General features: G+C 39.2%; 13 protein-coding genes. 8 read left to right on the plus strand and 5 right to left on the minus strand.

Features of this window, described 5'->3' with window-relative positions; translation table 11 throughout:
- Window positions 1–28 precede the first annotated feature (28 nt).
- Entirely contained in the window at window positions 29–1,414 is a 1,386-nt protein-coding gene (argH, locus tag H6G74_RS17605; RefSeq protein WP_190968896.1) for an argininosuccinate lyase, read from the plus strand.
- A gap of 353 nt (window positions 1,415–1,767) precedes the next feature.
- On the opposite strand, the gene H6G74_RS17610 is transcribed toward argH, so the two are convergent.
- A complete protein-coding gene (locus H6G74_RS17610) occupies window positions 1,768–1,932 on the minus strand; it encodes a hypothetical protein (protein WP_190968897.1) in 165 nt (54 codons plus the stop codon).
- A 1,024-nt stretch (window positions 1,933–2,956) separates the two neighbouring features.
- On the opposite strand from H6G74_RS17610, the gene H6G74_RS17615 reads away from it, so the two are divergent.
- The 3 genes from H6G74_RS17615 (at window position 2,957) to H6G74_RS17625 (ending at window position 4,924) form a co-directional block, all read left to right on the plus strand.
- Complete coding sequence (locus H6G74_RS17615) at window positions 2,957–3,451, plus strand: NUDIX hydrolase (protein ID WP_190968907.1); 495 nt, start codon at window positions 2,957–2,959, stop codon at window positions 3,449–3,451.
- An 87-nt stretch (window positions 3,452–3,538) separates the two neighbouring features.
- Window positions 3,539–4,360: an alpha/beta fold hydrolase gene (locus tag H6G74_RS17620; RefSeq protein ID WP_190968898.1), complete on the plus strand. Its 822-nt coding sequence runs from the start codon at window positions 3,539–3,541 to the stop codon at window positions 4,358–4,360.
- Between the two features lie 9 nt (window positions 4,361–4,369).
- On the plus strand, window positions 4,370–4,924 hold the full coding sequence (locus H6G74_RS17625) for a hypothetical protein (RefSeq protein WP_190968899.1): 555 nt from the start codon (window positions 4,370–4,372) through the stop codon (window positions 4,922–4,924).
- 8 nt (window positions 4,925–4,932) lie between these two features.
- Here the strand turns inward: H6G74_RS17625 and H6G74_RS17630 are convergent, their stop codons facing one another.
- Window positions 4,933–5,709: a pantothenate kinase gene (locus H6G74_RS17630; RefSeq protein ID WP_190968908.1), complete on the minus strand. Its 777-nt coding sequence runs from the start codon at window positions 5,707–5,709 to the stop codon at window positions 4,933–4,935.
- Window positions 5,710–6,013: 304 nt separating this feature from the next.
- Here H6G74_RS17630 and H6G74_RS17635 point away from each other — a divergent pair, with 304 nt between their 5' ends.
- Window positions 6,014–7,738 (plus strand): diflavin flavoprotein, encoded by a 1,725-nt coding sequence (locus H6G74_RS17635; protein WP_190968900.1) that lies wholly within the window; start codon window positions 6,014–6,016, stop codon window positions 7,736–7,738.
- Between the two features lie 104 nt (window positions 7,739–7,842).
- On the opposite strand, the gene H6G74_RS17640 is transcribed toward H6G74_RS17635, so the two are convergent.
- Window positions 7,843–8,118 (minus strand): hypothetical protein, encoded by a 276-nt coding sequence (locus H6G74_RS17640; RefSeq protein ID WP_190968901.1) that lies wholly within the window; start codon window positions 8,116–8,118, stop codon window positions 7,843–7,845.
- Window positions 8,119–8,622: 504 nt separating this feature from the next.
- On the opposite strand from H6G74_RS17640, the gene H6G74_RS17645 reads away from it, so the two are divergent.
- The 3 genes from H6G74_RS17645 to H6G74_RS17655 all read left to right on the plus strand — a co-directional run bounded on the left by H6G74_RS17645 (window position 8,623) and on the right by H6G74_RS17655 (window position 13,283).
- Complete coding sequence (locus H6G74_RS17645) at window positions 8,623–9,432, plus strand: Rpn family recombination-promoting nuclease/putative transposase (protein WP_190968902.1); 810 nt, start codon at window positions 8,623–8,625, stop codon at window positions 9,430–9,432.
- Between the two features lie 161 nt (window positions 9,433–9,593).
- Entirely contained in the window at window positions 9,594–10,037 is a 444-nt protein-coding gene (locus H6G74_RS17650) for a hypothetical protein (protein ID WP_190968903.1), read from the plus strand.
- Window positions 10,038–10,142: 105 nt separating this feature from the next.
- Window positions 10,143–13,283, plus strand: coding sequence for a HEAT repeat domain-containing protein (locus H6G74_RS17655; protein ID WP_199341039.1), 3,141 nt, complete (start codon window positions 10,143–10,145; stop codon window positions 13,281–13,283).
- Window positions 13,284–13,415: 132 nt separating this feature from the next.
- Here the strand turns inward: H6G74_RS17655 and H6G74_RS17660 are convergent, their stop codons facing one another.
- Window positions 13,416–13,856, minus strand: coding sequence for a PIN domain-containing protein (locus H6G74_RS17660; RefSeq protein ID WP_190968904.1), 441 nt, complete (start codon window positions 13,854–13,856; stop codon window positions 13,416–13,418).
- Window positions 13,843–14,076 (minus strand): hypothetical protein, encoded by a 234-nt coding sequence (locus H6G74_RS17665; protein WP_190968905.1) that lies wholly within the window; start codon window positions 14,074–14,076, stop codon window positions 13,843–13,845. Before H6G74_RS17665 ends, H6G74_RS17660 begins: the two co-directional genes overlap by 14 nt.
- Window positions 14,077–14,334 lie beyond the last annotated feature (258 nt).

Raw genomic sequence — 14,334 nt, forward strand, 5'->3', positions numbered from 1 at the left:
TTGCCTACTTCCAATTCCCCTTTGTTTTATGACGCAACAACAAACCTGGAGTCAGCGATTTGAATCAGCCTTACATCCTGCGATCGCTCTTTTTAATGCCAGCATTAATTTTGATATTGAATTAATCGAATACGACCTAACTGGTTCTCAAGCTCATGCCAAAATGTTGGTGCATACGGGGATAATTTCTGCTGAAGAAGGCGAACAACTCGTTACAGGTTTGGAACAAATTCGCCAAGAATATCGCCAAGGCCAGTTTCAGCCAGGAATTGATGCTGAAGATGTACATTTTGCTGTAGAACGACGGCTTACAGAAATTGTCGGCGATGTGGGGAAAAAGTTACACACGGCGCGATCGCGCAATGACCAAGTAGGTACAGATACTCGGCTTTATCTCCGCGACCAAATTCAGCAAATTCGCGGACAATTGCGAGAATTTCAACAAGTTTTATTAGATATAGCCGAAAATAACGTTGAAACTCTCATCCCTGGCTATACTCACCTCCAACGCGCCCAGCCTTTGAGTTTAGCCCATCACTTATTGGCTTACTTTGAAATGACACAGCGCGACTGGGAACGTTTGGGTGATGTTTATCGCCGCGTGAATATTTCGCCTTTGGGTTGCGGTGCTTTGGCGGGAACAACTTTCCCCATAGACCGCCATTACACAGCCCAGTTGCTCAATTTTGATCATGTTTATGCTAACAGCTTGGATGGGGTGAGCGATCGCGATTTTGCCATTGAATTTCTGTGTGCGGCTAGTTTGATTATGGTTCACCTCAGCCGTCTTTCAGAAGAAGTGATTCTTTGGGCTTCGGAAGAATTTCGCTTCATCACTCTTAAAGATAGTTGTGCTACTGGTTCTAGCATTATGCCCCAAAAGAAAAACCCCGATGTCCCAGAACTAGTACGCGGTAAAACTGGGCGGGTTTTTGGTCATCTCCAGGCAATGTTAGTCATAATGAAGGGTTTGCCTTTGGCGTATAACAAAGATTTGCAAGAAGACAAAGAAGGTTTATTTGATGGCGTTAACACTGTCAAAGCTTGTTTAGAAGCAATGACAATTTTGCTACGGGAAGGCTTAGAATTTCGTAGCCAGCGTTTAAATGCAGCCGTCGCGGAAGACTTTTCTAATGCTACCGATGTCGCAGATTATTTAGCTGCTAGGGGTGTTCCCTTCCGAGAAGCTTATAATCTCGTGGGCAAGGTAGTAAAAACTAGTATTGCTGCGGGTAAACTTTTGCAAGACTTAACCTTAGACGAATGGCAACAAATACATCCGACATTTGCGGCTGATATTTATGATGCGATCGCCCCACGTACAGTTGTCGCCGCCCGTAACAGTTATGGTGGAACAGGTTTTGCCCAAGTCAGCAAAGCAATTGATCATGCCCGCAATCAAATCAGGGAATAGGTGATAGGTGATAGGTGATAGGTTACAGGGTAATATCACAATACGGTTCAGATAAGAAAACTCAATGACAGCAAAACCAACAAATAATGACTCAACAAAAAACAAAAAAATGATTTTGGAGGGGGTTTGGGGGACGCAACCGTCCCCCAATCGGGGGGCTTGGGAGATTCTCCCCCAACTCTTACTCATTATCTGAATAGTTAGAGCAGGAATTGAGAAATCAACTCTCATCACCTTAACTGAACCGTATTGTCATATATCTGACTATCGCTATACTTCAAAAAAATAAGAGCGTACATCTGTACGCCCTTAAAATTAGAATCACTTAGAGAATCAGAGACTAAGCCGGCGGCTTACTCAGCGTCAACTGCTGCTGCGCCTTCATCTTCCTCACTCTTCGGTGATCTTTGCTGGAATCTTCTTTGCATTCTTCCCGTTGTAGTCCGTTTACGAAACTTTCTGGCGTATGCCTGGTTCCGTAGCGCCTTTTCTTTTTTCGGGTTACGGCGCTTTGCCATGTTCACCTCATTAAATAAACAACAAAAAAGATAAACTAGGCATCTCTTAGGCATTATCAGCTACTAAGGCTGATGCTATTGATATGATTTTCCCCTAGTTTAACAGTTTAACTACTTTATTTGAACAGCATACAATTGTATCGCATTAATTTTAAGCATGTCAATATAAATTTTGCTGATTTCTATCAGGCGAACAAGTCGAAAACTGAGATATATAGATAAAAGCAGCAATTCGTAAAACTGGAGTTGGAAATTCTGATAATAAACTTATGTAAAAATCACAGGCGATCGCTCACCCAGAATTAGATCGATGATTTATATAATTTAGATAATGTTTTTCCACAAATAAATTAACTATTTTCTATGGATTAAATATCTCGTCGGGATAATTTCAATATCTTCTTATTTATTCATCCACCTAAATAAATAACGTATATAAGACTACAAAAACTTTTCTTTAATTCAGTGCTAAAATTGATCTATCATAGGACTTACGCAGAATCTACGATTTCTTGGCGTTCTCGGCGACTTGGCGGTTCGATAAATTAAGCTTTTTGCGAATTTTTGCGTAAGTCCTGTATCATACAAAAACTATTAGATGATATTTGAAAACCATGAAGTATTTTGCTTGATTTTCTTAGTATAATTCGGCTATATAGCAGTCCTAAATGAAATTCAAGTAACCCTATTTCCTGTTCTCTATCTTAACGAATTAACTTGTTAATCAAATAGGACTAGTCTATGTCAATAGTTATCAGTAAGCCAAGCCTTGTAGCAATTCTTTGGGGAAAGACTTAACTGAATAATTGTCGATGAAAGTAAATTCTCAATCAATTGCCAACAAGTTAGTATAGATGTATGCGTATATTAAACTACTAAGCAAATCAGCTAATACTTTTCAAATAACCTCTAAGAAGAAACTCTCAAAGCACAAGCATCTTTGTGTGAAATAAATCTCAATAATTAGCTATTTGAGTAAATGCGAGTGCAAGAAATCAAAAAACATAACACCAAAATTTTTAGCTTGAACGTTCTGGCTTTTTTTGCAGCATTTGTCCAGTCTACACGCGGTTTATGGCGCTACGGACAAACAGTATTAGGTATTATTTTTCGTCATCCTATTACTGGTACAAGTATTATTCCGTTATTACCTGACGGTCGAATTGTCTTAATTCGCCGACGAGATAATGGTCTTTGGTCATTACCAGGGGGAATGGTGGACTGGGGAGAAGATATTCCCAGTACAGTCGAGCGAGAATTGGTAGAGGAAACAGGACTGGAATTAGTAGAAATTAAACGTTTAGTAGGTGTTTATTCTGCACCAGACAGAGATCCTCGCATTCATTCGATTTGTGTTGTAGTGGAAGCCGAAGTCAAAGGAAAAATGGAGATTCAAGATACTTTAGAAGTTATGGAAATCCAAGCTTTTTCTCCGAATGCTTTACCAACAGGGCCAATGTCCCATGACCATTCTCGACAGCTACAGGACTACTTAAGCGGCTTGACAACGCTGGCGTAACAATACTTTAGATTTTCTCTGGGAGTTTTAATTACAAAATCCAATATAAAAACTACAATCTACTATGATGTAATTTTTATATATAAGATGGATACACTACTACGTAACTCCCGCAGAAAACTCTCCCAAGGATTGTTATTTTGGAGCGAAGCCGGTCAAGGTATTCCGGTGGTTTTGTTACATGGTGCTTGGAACGATAGTAGTCAGTGGTCATCAGTCATGGAAAAACTGGCGAAAAATTTCCATTGCTTTGCACCAGACTTGTTAGGCTTTGGGGAGTCTGACAAGCCAAATATTCATCACTCGATAGATTTACAAGTAGAGTCTATTGCTGAACTACTGCAAGCCTTAAGACTGGAAAGAGTGTACTTAGTAGGTCATTCTCTGGGAGGTTGGATTGCAGCGAGTTATGCTTTGAAATATCCAGAACAAGTAGAAGGTTTAGTGCTGTTAGCACCAGAAGGCGTAGAAGTTGAGAAACAAGAAAAACGTTGGCAGCAACGACGCAGATTATTAGAATTTTCTCCGTTATTAGTGAAATTTTTCAAATTTATCAGACCAATCACTAAAATGTTGGGTTGGCACGAAAAAATCGAGCAAGACCTAAAGCAACGTCAACATTTACTCAAATATCCCGCCGCTTGTCAGTTATTATTTCAAAGACAAACAGCAGAAATTAAGGCAGAGTTACTGCAAGATAAATTGCATTTAATAGAAGTTCCTGTGTTAATTTTGCAAGGCGGACAAGATACTTCTGATGCTGTCTTTCAAAGTCAAACTTATAAACAATTAATTTCCCAAGTTGATTTTAAATTAGTGGCTCATGCTGGCAATGATTTACCAGAAGAGTGTGCCGGCATTGTGGCGGAAGAGATTCATGATTTTATTAATGCAGTTAAACTGACTTAATTATATAAAGTGGATGAAGTTCAATTTGAAACTTTTGTATCTCAAAATATATTAATTATTCCTGAAGCCAAGCGCGGTTGTTTTACTCCTGTCGAGCTTGGCATCCGCATTACTAATAATACGCAGGCATCATTGCACTTTTCAACAAATTTCTACTCAATGTTTCCTGAAATGATTGCGCCAGGTGGTGAGTTAATGCGAACAGGTATATACTGCGCTCGATGTAACCAGCCAATGGCATCTGAATTTGTAGTGTTAATACCAGGAAGAGCAGTCACACTCTATCGAGATGCTTTTCTTTTTTGGGAACAGAAACACATAAAAAAGCGCGATCGCCATTTGTCATTATATATCCCTTATCCTGCTGAGGATATTTATTGTTTTTATCCACTGTATCCGGGTACATATCAATTTCGTTTCAGATATCGTGAACCTCCTGGAGCTAAAGAGGAACTTCCTCGATGGATTGAAACAAAAAAATTACAACCAATATTAGAAAACCTTTGGATTGGTGAGGTACTAACTCCTCTTGTAGATATTCATTTAGTTGATTCGTCCAGTTGAGGCAATATTTATAGATGATAATTACTTGTTGCTATTCCCCAAAAAATTAAATTAGGTTCAACAATTAAACGGGCTGTTATTTCAGGGTATAAAGTTTGCAGATAGTTAAATAATAAGGTGCGATCGCCTCCTTTAATCGCCACTTTACTATTAGGATATAAATCCCACCACGCGGTTATAAAATCTTTAATTCCAGCTAACAAGGTGTAGATAACACCACTTTGAATTGCATCTGGGGTATTTTGGGCAAACCTTGGCGGTAAAGATGTGAAAGTTTGCATTTCTAATTGTGGTAATTGACTGGTTTTTTGACCTAAAGTCGCAAATTGTAAACCTAGCCCTGGCAAAATTGCACCGCCAACTAAATTCTGTTGACTATCTGCACCTGTAAAAGTTAAGGCGGTTCCAGCATCAATTACTAATATGGGAAATCCCAACTTTATCCCCGCACCCCACAAAGCCAAGGCGCGGTCAATTCCTAATGTGGGATAAGTATTTTTTAAAGGTACATTTTCTAAGGTAATTACTTTGACATTGGGGTAACTTTGCCAAAGTGCGGTTTGACTGGGAACAACAGAAGCAATTACCAGGGGAAGGGGACAAGGAAGGGTAAAAATCTTGGCTGGGAAATTATCTAAGGTTCGACCGTTACCTAACTGCTGTATAACTGAATCAGGTAGATAGTCTGTATTCCATGTACAGTCAAGGGTTTCGCCTAGGAATAACCCCCAATGTAGTCTGGAATTACCTATCTCCAAAGCCAGCCAAGGTTTATGTATATTCATACCACCCGAACGATTAAAATCGCGGCTATACAAACAAAGTCCGCCTGCGCGGACTATCTTAAAACCCGTCTAATCGGGTTTAGTTTGTATAGCCCCAGACTTCAGTCTGAGGGCTACGTGCTGGATTTGCAAGCTTTATTCTTGTAGCTGCGACTCTAATGGTTAGCGCCAGATTTCAATATACGCGGTTTCACTCTTTTGATTTTTTTAAGACAACTATAGGTTTTTTAATAAAAATTTACATTTGAACCGTGTCAAAATAGAACAAGCGGAATAAATACTCATTGTGTTTGAGAGGGGATTTATGGTATCGCTCACCGAGAAAACGGAAAAACGGCTGACAATACAAACTGAGGAAATTTCTCAAGATACGACGGCAATTCGCTCTCTAGATTGGGATCGCGATCGCTTTGATATTGAGTTTGGGTTACAAAATGGTACTACCTACAACTCATTTTTGATTCGCGGTGAGCAGATTGCCTTAGTTGATACCTCCCATGAGAAGTTCCGTAAGCTGTATTTTGATACGCTCACAGGCTTGATTAATCCTCAAGATATCAATTATTTGATTGTCAGCCACACTGAGCCTGACCATAGCGGCTTAGTGAAAGATTTGTTACAAATGGCTCCAGAAATTACCGTTGTGGCTTCCAAAGTCGCAATTCAATTTTTGGAAGATTTAGTGCATCAGCCATTTAAACGGCAGATTGTCAAAAATGGCGATCGCTTAGATTTGGGTAACGGTCACGAGATAGAATTTGTAATTGCGCCTAACTTGCATTGGCCGGATACAATCTTCAGCTTCGACCATAAAACCCAAACCCTGTTTACCTGCGATGCTTTCGGGATGCACTATTGTTCCGATGCTACTTTTGACGAAGACTTAAAAACTATTGAAGCTGATTTTAAATATTACTATGAATGCTTGATGGGTCCGAATTCGCGCTCGGTATTGTCTGCAATGAAGCGGATGGGGGAATTACCAGCGATTAAAATGATTGCGACAGGTCACGGGCCGTTACTCTATCACAACGTTGAGGAACTCACCCAACGTTACCGCAAATGGAGTCAGAACCAAGCGAAACCAGAAACTACCGTTGGTGTATTTTACGTTTCAGAATACGGTTATAGCGATCGCCTCGCCCAATCAATTATCAACGGTATCAACAAAACCGATGTGGCTGTAGAAGTAGTAGATTTGGGTTCAGCCACAGATTTACAAGAATTGCGCGAACTGGTGGGGCGTTGTTCTGGTTTAGTCATTGGTGCGCCTCCATCGGCTGGTGATACCATTGCTCAAGCCGCACTCAGCACCGTGTTAGGCTCGGCTAAAGATAAACAAGCCATTGGTATATTTGAGACTGGCGGCGGTAATGATGAGCCGACTTATCCCCTATTAACAAAATTCCGGGCGTTGGGACTGCACGTAGCATTCCCGGTCATTCAACTGAGCGAAAACCCAAGTGAAAATACTTACAAGCAGTGTGAAGAAGCTGGCACAGACTTAGGGCAGTGGGTAACACGCGATCGCAGCATCAAGGCGATGAAATCCCTGAGTGCAGACTTAGATAAAGCTTTGGGTAGACTCAGTGGCGGACTGTATATTATTACCGCCAAAAAAGGCGATGTCTCCAGCGCGATGTTAGCTTCTTGGGTAGCGCAAGCCAGTTTCAAACCCTTGGGATTTTCTATTGCAGTCGCCAAAGACCGGGCGATTGAATCCTTAATGCAAGTAGGCGATCGCTTTGTGTTAAACGTCTTAGAAGAAGGCAATTATCAAACACTCATGCGCCACTTCCTCAAACGGTTTGCCCCCGGTGCAGACCGCTTTGCAGGTGTGCGGACTCAACCCGCCGAAGACGGTACACCCATCCTCGCCGACGCTTTAGCATACATGGAATGCGAAGTCGTCAGCCGGATGGACTGTGGCGACCACTGGGCGGTATACAGCACCGTCAACGGCGGCCGAGTTTCCAAACCTGAAGCACTGACAGCTGTGCATCATCGCAAGGTAGGAAATCACTACTAAGGAAGTCTGAAGTCTGAAGTGTCCTATTTTCGCTCAAGACTTTTCAAATGAAAAGACGTTGCACTGCAACGTCTTTTTCATTACTCAGCACTCAGCACTACTCATTACATCAAAATTTGCCGAGTTAGAATACTCATCACCTCATCTGGATTGTCGGTTGGAATCAGTGGACTCCAATCGGCAACATTAGCGTAGCCCAGCAGATGCAAGTGGTGAATTGTACTGGTGACAGCTTTGGGAGAACCGATAAGCAAATGTTTAATTGGTTCTCGCTGGGGAAATGGCTGTGGTGCGAATTGCTGGCGACTGGGGGAGTTGGTATTTGCGCCTAAGAACTGCACTAATTTGGATTGGGCAAATTGTAGTAAATATGCAATCATGGTGTTGAAACTCCGATTGAGGGTTTTTATAAAAGCGATCGCCGCCTTCTTGCCGGAATTACGCGATCGCTTTTATTCTGTTTAGGGTTTTAGATAAGGGCGATCGCTTTGTTCTTGATGGAATTGGGCGATCGCCTTTATCATGATTTTATATTAGAGTATAAAATTATACTTGTCAAGTACTAATGCGAAAAATTTTATGAAAAAACACACCATTTTTTTCCAAAAAAATAATGTTGAATCTCCAGGTAATTAATAGCATTTTCTAATTCAATAATTATTGACCGCGTATGGATTTCATAATATTAAACAAGAGAATTAATCAATAAAAAACTGAGTGCTGTTGTCACAACAAGTGATAATTTTGTTGTTGGATATATATAAAAAATCTTAATAATTAATAAACACCATCTCCCTTGTCTCCTTATCCTCCTTGCCTCTTTCATTCGGATATAAATAATGATAAAATTAACCTCAAAATAATTCGTATATTTAAATATTTCAGTGAAACGTGACTCTATTTATTACCAAATTTTCAAGCGGTTTCCAGCGTTAATATTTGAACTCGTTGATAACCGTCCTGCACAGGCGCAAGACTATCGATTTGAATCAGTCGAAGTCAAAGAAACCGCCTTTCGGATTGATGGTGTTTTCTTACCACCAGAAGACGCAACATCTAGAGTTATCTTTTTTGCCGAAGTTCAATTTCAGAAAGATGAAGGTCTTTATCATCGGTTTTTTACGGAATCAATGATGTATTTGAACCGCAATCAATCTCAATACGATGATTGGTACTGTGTGGTAATATTTCCATCACGCTCTTTAGAACCAAACGATAAAAGAACCCATCGCATATTTTTAAATAGCGACCAAGTACAGCGCATTTATTTGAATGAGTTAGGTACTTCTGATACTCTACCAATAGGCATCAACTTAATGCAGTTGACAACTGCATCTTCCGAAACAATGGCAGAGCAAGCCAAGCAACTAATTCAACGAGTAAAATTAGAAGAAACAGGCACACTGCCGAAAAACGAAATCGTAGAGATTATTACGACAATTGCTGTTTACAAGTTTTCGTCTTTGAGTCGAGAGGAAGTAGAAGCCATGCTAGGACTGAGTTTAGAGGAAACAAGAGTATATCAGGAAGCCAAAGCTGAAGGTCTAGAACAAGGTCTAGAACAAGGTCTAGAACAAGGTCGATCTGAAATTTTGAAAGTAGCTGTCCCACTGTTACTGAAAACTGGGATGAGTGTAGAACAGATTGCTCAACAATTTAATGTTGCTGTGGAATCTGTGGAGAAATACAGGTAAGATTACCTTTGATGAGTTATGGCGATCGCACTTCATCTTACCCAATAATTAACTAAACAGCCGCTAAGGGCGATCGCCTCCAGGTTTAACGCATCAGTAGTTTTACGAGTAGAATAGACACATAAAATTTTGACACTATTTGGTTTATTGATAGTGGATTTATGATAACTGTAAGCTTGACTGCTGTAGCTACTGCGATCGCTAACGTACTGTGGACTAAAGCACAGGAGAAAATCGGCGAGAACATTGGTGATGTTTTATGGACTGCTCCTGGTAAGTTGATAGAATTACTGCGCCGCAAGAATAAAGTACCATCTCTTACCAGTGATGAACCACAAAGATTAGATTATGGTCAAGCAGTGCTGGAACTGACACAAGCCGCACAAGATCCCGAAATTGCTCAAGCAGTTTTAGAAGTCGAAGCAGCAGTTAATAATGATCAGTCTGAAGTTGCTCAGGAAATTAAAAATAAAGCAGATGAAATCAAGTCTCAGCCGTCAGTTGTTAAAAATTTTACGAAGATGGCAGAGACCATAAAAGCAGAGAAAGGTGCAACAGTTGCCCAAAATATTGAAAATTTCACACAAAACAATACTTATAACTGACTACAGTCGTCTCAAGGGGAGGATGGGACAAAGTTAACTCCCGATGGCTGGCGTGAAGTCTGTCGTGAAATAATTGTAGAACGGCGTAAGCTGACAACAAATCCTTTGACATCATCAACACAGGGAGTTGCACTGCAAGTTGATGATGTTTATGTACCACTGGGATTAGTTGAGCGTAAAAAACAGCCGAAACCTCAAGGTGATATTTCTCCAGAACAGGGTTCAGAACTGTACAAGGAGACAGAAATCACCAAAACTTATGAACATGATGATTTTTTAGAAGAAGTTCTCAAACAGAAGAACACGCCGAAAAGCAAGGGTAAGCGAATTGCAATTATTGGTGAACCAGGCGCAGGAAAGACAACATTATTACAGCAAATTGCTGATTGGGTATCGCGTGATATTCAAAAGTCGATTGTGATTTGGGTATCTTTAGCAGATTTGCAAGGGCAAAAATTAGAGGAATATTTATTAAAGACTTGGCTAACTGCTGCTGTGAGGAAAAAAGGTAAAGCTAAACCTACTCAGCAACAGGAAAATGATTTTGTTGCTCTGTTTCAACAAAATCATGTCTGGCTAGTGCTAGATGGATTAGATGAAATGTCTGCATCTAATCCGCTAACAGAAATTGCCCGACAATTTCGTGAATCAGGATTAATTAGTCAAGCGCGAATTGTGTTAACTTGTCGGGTTAATTTGTGGGATGCCGGCATTAATGCACTTGATGATTTTGATATTTATCGCACTTTAAATTTTTCTTATCCAGAACAAGTAGAGAAATTTATTTACAAATGGTTTGCGGCTAATCCCGAAGCTGGAAAGCGGTTATGTAATGCTTTGAAAGAACCAGGTAAAGAACGGATTCAAGATTTAGTAAAAAATCCTCTGCGGTTGACACTGCTGTGTTTGAATTGGCAATCAGGCGATGGCAAGTTACCAGATACGCAAGCAGGACTTTATCAGCAATTTGTGGATGATTTCTACAAGTGGAAAAAAGAGGAAATTGTTACAAACTCTAACCAGCATCGGCAACTCAATCTCAAATTAGGGGAATTAGCGAAAGCAGCTATAGATAAAGAAGTAACCCGTTTTCGCTTACGTCAGGATATTGTTAGTCAGTTTTTGGGAGATGCTGATGATGATAATTCGTTGTTCAAATTAGCAGTAAATCGTGGCTGGTTGAATCAAGTAGGAATAGATACTACTAGAAAACCTGTTTACGCTTTCTTTCATGCTTCATTTCAAGAGTATTTTGCTGCTACAGCAATTGATGATTGGCATTTCTTTCTCAACCACGTTCCTAAAAATCCCAGTAAGGGAATTTATCGCATTTTTGAACCGCAGTGGAAGCAAACAATATTACTTTGGTTAGGAAGACCAGAAGAAAATTTAAAACGACAAAAACAACAGTTTATAAATGCCTTAATAAACTTTAAAGATGGATGCGGTAAATGTAATAGAGAAGATGTAGACAAAGGATTGTATGAATATCAAGCTTACTTTTTAGCAGCAGTTGGAATTGCTGAGTTTAGGCATTGTTCCCAAACAGACGAAATAGTAAACCAAATTGTTAAGTGGTGCTTTGGTTATTACAATACTAGAAAGCAGAAGTGGGTAAGATTTATTAATATAGCTGAGGAAGCTAGAGAAACATTGCGGCACACAAATCGTACAGAAGCTATTGCTGCTTTGGTAAAGCTATTGAACTTAAATCAGGTGGATGACTATATCCTCACTCAAGTGGCAGAAACTTTAAAGCAAATAGACTCAGACAATGAACAAGCAATTACTGTTTTACTACAACTTATTAAGGTCAGTAAATTAAATAACTATAATCCAATGTTGGTGTTGAAAACCTTAGGAAAAATTGGTCATGGCAATCACCAAGTGATTACTGTTTTGGTGAACCTTATCAATACCATTGCAGTGGATAATACAGTCGATAAATACATCTGTATGCAATTGTTGGAAACCTTAGGAAAAATTGGTTATGGCAATGAACAAGCTATTACTGCTTTGACGAAAATTCTCAAGTCTAATAAGGTGGATAACGCTATCCTTTTCCTGGCGGAGCAAAGCTTAAGCAAAATTGGTATTGGCAATGAAAAAGCGATCATTGCTGTGGTAGAGTTGCTTATATCTAATGAAGTAAATGACCCCCTTCGTAAGAAAAAAGCATCTGAAATCTTAGAGGAAATTGGCATAGGCAATAAAACGGCAATTAACGCTTTAGTGCAATTGGTAAAATCTAGTGAGATAGATGACTATATCCGTAGGCAAGCAATAGAAAGTTTAGGGAAAATTGGGACTGGTGATGAACAAGCTATAACTGCTTTGGAAAAATTACTGCAATCAAAAAATATAAATGACTACACTTTTAAGCTAGTTGTGAAAAACTTAGGGAGAATTGGCACTAGCAATCAAAAGGTTACTGCTTCTTTAGAGCAACTGCTACAATCACCGGATTTAGACAATAATCTTCTTTGGCAGGTGGCAGATAGCTTAGTAAAAATAAACCCTAGTCACCTACAAGCTATAAATGCTTTAGAGCAACTACTACAATCACCGGATTTAGACAATAATCTTCTTTGGCAGGTGGCAGATAGCTTAGTAAAAATAAACCCTAGTCACCTACAAGCTATAAATGTTTTAGTGCAACTACTACAATCAACGGATGTGGATAATTCTATTCGTAGTCAAGTAACAAATAGCTTGGGTAAAATTAGTGCTGGTAATTTACAGGCTATAAATGCTTTGGTACAACTGCTAACCTTATATGAGGTGAATAACTCTATTTTTGCTTATGCGGCTCAAAGCTTAGGTCAAATAGCTTTAGGAAATGAACAAGCTATTTCTAGTTTAGTACAATTACTAATTTCAAATGAAGTAGATCAGTTCACTCTTACTCAAGCGGCTAAAAGCTTAGAGCAAATATGCACTAATAACAAACAAGCTATTACTAATATAATAAAAGTAGTATCATCACATCAAGTTAATAAATACAACAAATTTTTAGCAGTAAATATATTAAAGGAAATCTTGCAAAATAATCAGTTCGGAAAAATTATTGCAGATTTACAACCATACTTAAATGATTCTCAACTATTTGTATCTTGCCACTCATTGATTTGGCATTTTACCCAGAATATGCCTTATCCCGATTTCTATCAAGCTTGGCATCAGCATAATTTTGCTACTCGTGCAATGCGAAGCTTAAAGAAAATCCTCTTCACCAAAATTATTTAAGCACTTTTACCCCAGTGACATTTTGTCCATTTATTACCAATAAAGAAGCTGACGTTAAGAATAAATTTGTTGTCGTTACCACAGCTTGCCTGTTCGTTACCAAAACAATTTTGTGTCGTTAAAAATGTTTATCTATACTTTGAGAAATGGATTGACAATCTGTAAGGCATTTTCAATCATTAAACCATCTTGCATATCTTCTGAATACAAAATACTTGCTTGTCCTAAAACTGCACTAGCCACAATCAGACTATCCCAAAACGATAGCAAATAGCGATCGCGCAATTTAACTGCATACTGAAGCGTTTCTAGTGAGACAGGCAAGATTTCACAACCTTCTGAAAAATCTTCAATTAAGTTTTGAATCTGAGAATTATCAAAACCTGCTTTACGTATTAAATTTGCACAAACTTCATTGATAACTTGTATACTAACAAGTAAGTTTTCTTGACTTGTAACGGTTGTAGCTATTTGTTGCTTTTGTACTGCACTTGTCTCGCTAGAGTTCAAGATAAAGCGATAAAGCCAAATATTGGAATCAACAAAGCATCGTCTCATCTCACCAGCGTTCATTTGCTTCTTCTCTGGTGAGTGGTTTGAAATCGGCAATCTGGATGGGATTTGCAGTTAGCTGGGCTATGATACTGGTTTGTGGAAAACGTTTCTTTTGTGACAAGGGTTTCAATATCACAATTTGCACTATTTCGGCGTTGTGTATCTCGTCTTGATACTCAACGGGAATCTCGATTTTACCGTCATTAACTTTAGCGTTAAACTGTATATTTGTAGTCATTGTTTACAAAATTTATAAAAACCACTCTACATCTATCTGACCTTATTTTAAACTTTATGATGTAGAAATGTGACTGAAATAAAGCGGTTCTCGGTTGGATAAGGTACATTTCAACCCCACCCCCAACCCCTCCCCGCAAGCGGGGCTACGGTGTACACACATCCTTACACAGAGCAAGTTTCCAGCCCTGAAAGAAGTATTCAAATTGACGTAGCCCACAAATCAAAGTAGAAATGCCGGGAGGTTTTTGAGAACGAT

It is taken from the genome of Nostoc spongiaeforme FACHB-130 (genome assembly GCF_014698475.1).
Lineage (GTDB): Bacteria > Cyanobacteriota > Cyanobacteriia > Cyanobacteriales > Nostocaceae > Nostoc_B > Nostoc_B spongiaeforme.

Coding starts and splice junctions, on each gene's coding strand:
- argH (WP_190968896.1), top strand. CDS start 29: ATGACGCAACAACAAACCTGGAGTCAGCGATTTGAATCAGCCTTACAT.
- H6G74_RS17610 (WP_190968897.1), bottom strand. CDS start 1,932: ATGGCAAAGCGCCGTAACCCGAAAAAAGAAAAGGCGCTACGGAACCAG.
- H6G74_RS17620 (WP_190968898.1), top strand. CDS start 3,539: ATGGATACACTACTACGTAACTCCCGCAGAAAACTCTCCCAAGGATTG.
- H6G74_RS17630 (WP_190968908.1), bottom strand. CDS start 5,709: ATGAATATACATAAACCTTGGCTGGCTTTGGAGATAGGTAATTCCAGA.
- H6G74_RS17635 (WP_190968900.1), top strand. CDS start 6,014: ATGGTATCGCTCACCGAGAAAACGGAAAAACGGCTGACAATACAAACT.
- H6G74_RS17640 (WP_190968901.1), bottom strand. CDS start 8,118: ATGATTGCATATTTACTACAATTTGCCCAATCCAAATTAGTGCAGTTC.
- H6G74_RS17650 (WP_190968903.1), top strand. CDS start 9,594: ATGATAACTGTAAGCTTGACTGCTGTAGCTACTGCGATCGCTAACGTA.
- H6G74_RS17660 (WP_190968904.1), bottom strand. CDS start 13,856: ATGAACGCTGGTGAGATGAGACGATGCTTTGTTGATTCCAATATTTGG.
- H6G74_RS17665 (WP_190968905.1), bottom strand. CDS start 14,076: ATGACTACAAATATACAGTTTAACGCTAAAGTTAATGACGGTAAAATC.